The sequence below is a fragment of the Burkholderia sp. RF4-BP95 genome (assembly GCF_001521985.1).
Taxonomy (GTDB): Bacteria; Pseudomonadota; Gammaproteobacteria; order Burkholderiales; family Burkholderiaceae; genus Burkholderia; species Burkholderia diffusa.
In genome coordinates, this window is sequence record NZ_LOSX01000076.1 from 1 (window position 1) to 1,760 (window position 1,760).

General features: G+C 67.7%; 1 protein-coding gene. It reads left to right on the forward strand.

The window, feature by feature from the left end; translation table 11 throughout:
• Positions 1-1,760 (forward strand): amidohydrolase (locus tag WS46_RS26770; protein WP_059692310.1); only part of this gene is annotated, 1,760 nt, incomplete at both ends.

Sequence of the window (1,760 nt, forward strand, 5' to 3'; positions counted from 1 at the left end):
TCCGTCGCGATCAAGGATGGCCGCTTCGTCGCGGTCGGCCACGACGCGGACGTGATGCCGCTCGCGGGCCGCGCGACGAAGGTGGTCGACCTCGACGGCCGCGGCGTGCTGCCGGGCCTGATCGACAACCACTGCCACGTGATTCGCGGCGGCCTGAACTACAACATGGAGCTGCGCTGGGACGGCGTGCCTTCGCTCGCCGTCGCGATGGAGATGCTCAAGCGTCAGGTCGCGATCACGCCCGCGCCGCAGTGGGTGCGCGTGGTCGGCGGCTTCACCGAACACCAGTTCGTGGAGAAGCGCCTGCCGACGATCGACGAGCTCAACGCGGCCGCGCCCGATACGCCGGTGTTCATCCTGCACCTGTACGATCGCGCGCTGCTGAACGCGGCCGCGCTGCGCGTGGTCGGTTACACGAAGGACACACCGGAGCCACCGGGCGGCACGATCCTGCGCGACGCCGCCGGCAACCCGACGGGCCTGCTGCTCGCGAACCCGAACGCGACGATCCTCTACGCGACGCTCGCGAAGGGGCCGAAGCTGCCGTTCGAGTATCAGTACAACTCGACGCGTCACTTCATGCGCGAGCTGAACCGGCTCGGCGTGACGGGCGTGATCGACGCGGGCGGCGGTTCGCAGAATTACCCCGACGATTACGAAGTGATCCGCAAGCTGCACGACGCGGGCGAGATGACGATCCGGATCGCGTACAACCTGTTCACGCAGAAGCCGAACGCCGAGAAGGAAGACTTCGTGAACTGGACGAAGAGCGTCAAGTATCACGACGGCACCGATTACTTCCGCAACAACGGCGCGGGCGAGATGCTGGTGTTCTCGGCGGCGGATTTCGAGGACTTCCGCGTCGCGCGTCCCGATCTGCCGGCGCAGATGGAAGACGATCTCGAAGGCGTCGTGCGCGTGCTCGCGCAGAACCGCTGGCCGTGGCGCATGCACGCGACCTACGACGAGACGATCAGCCGCGCGCTGGACGTGTTCGAGAAGGTCAACAAGGACATCCCGCTCGAAGGGCTGAACTGGTTCTTCGATCACGCGGAAACGATCTCCGAGAAATCGATGGACCGGATCGCCGCGCTCGGCGGCGGTGTCGCGGTGCAGCACAGGATGGCGTACCAGGGCGAATACTTCGTCGAGCGCTACGGCGCGCAGGCGGCCGAAGCCACGCCACCGGTCGCGAAGATGCTCGGCAAGGGGCTCAAGGTATCGGCCGGCACGGACGCGACGCGCGTGGCGTCGTACAACCCGTGGGTGTCGCTCTCATGGCTCGTGACGGGCAAGACGGTCGGCGGCCTGCGCATGTATCCGCAGCGCAACCTGCTCGATCGCGAAACGGCGCTGCGCATGTGGACCGAGTACGTGACGTGGTTCTCGAACGAAGAGGGCAAGAAGGGGCGCATCGCGGTCGGGCAGCTTGCCGACCTGGTGGTCCCGGACCGCGATTTCTTCGCGTGCGCGGAGGACGACATCGCGGGCACGACCGCGTTGCTGACGGTGGTCGGCGGCAGGATCGTGTGGGGTGCGGGACCGTTTGCGTCGCATGACACGCCGATTCCGCCCGCGATGCCGGACTGGTCGCCCGTGCGCGAGTACGGCGGCTATGGCGGCTGGGGCGCGACGCAGCGCAACGGCGCACCGCTGCAACGGGCGGCGGCCGCCGCGATGTGCGGCTGCGCGAATGCGTGCAACGTGCACCAGCATGCGCATGCGAGCGCGTGGGGCAGCGCATTGCCGACGTCGGACGC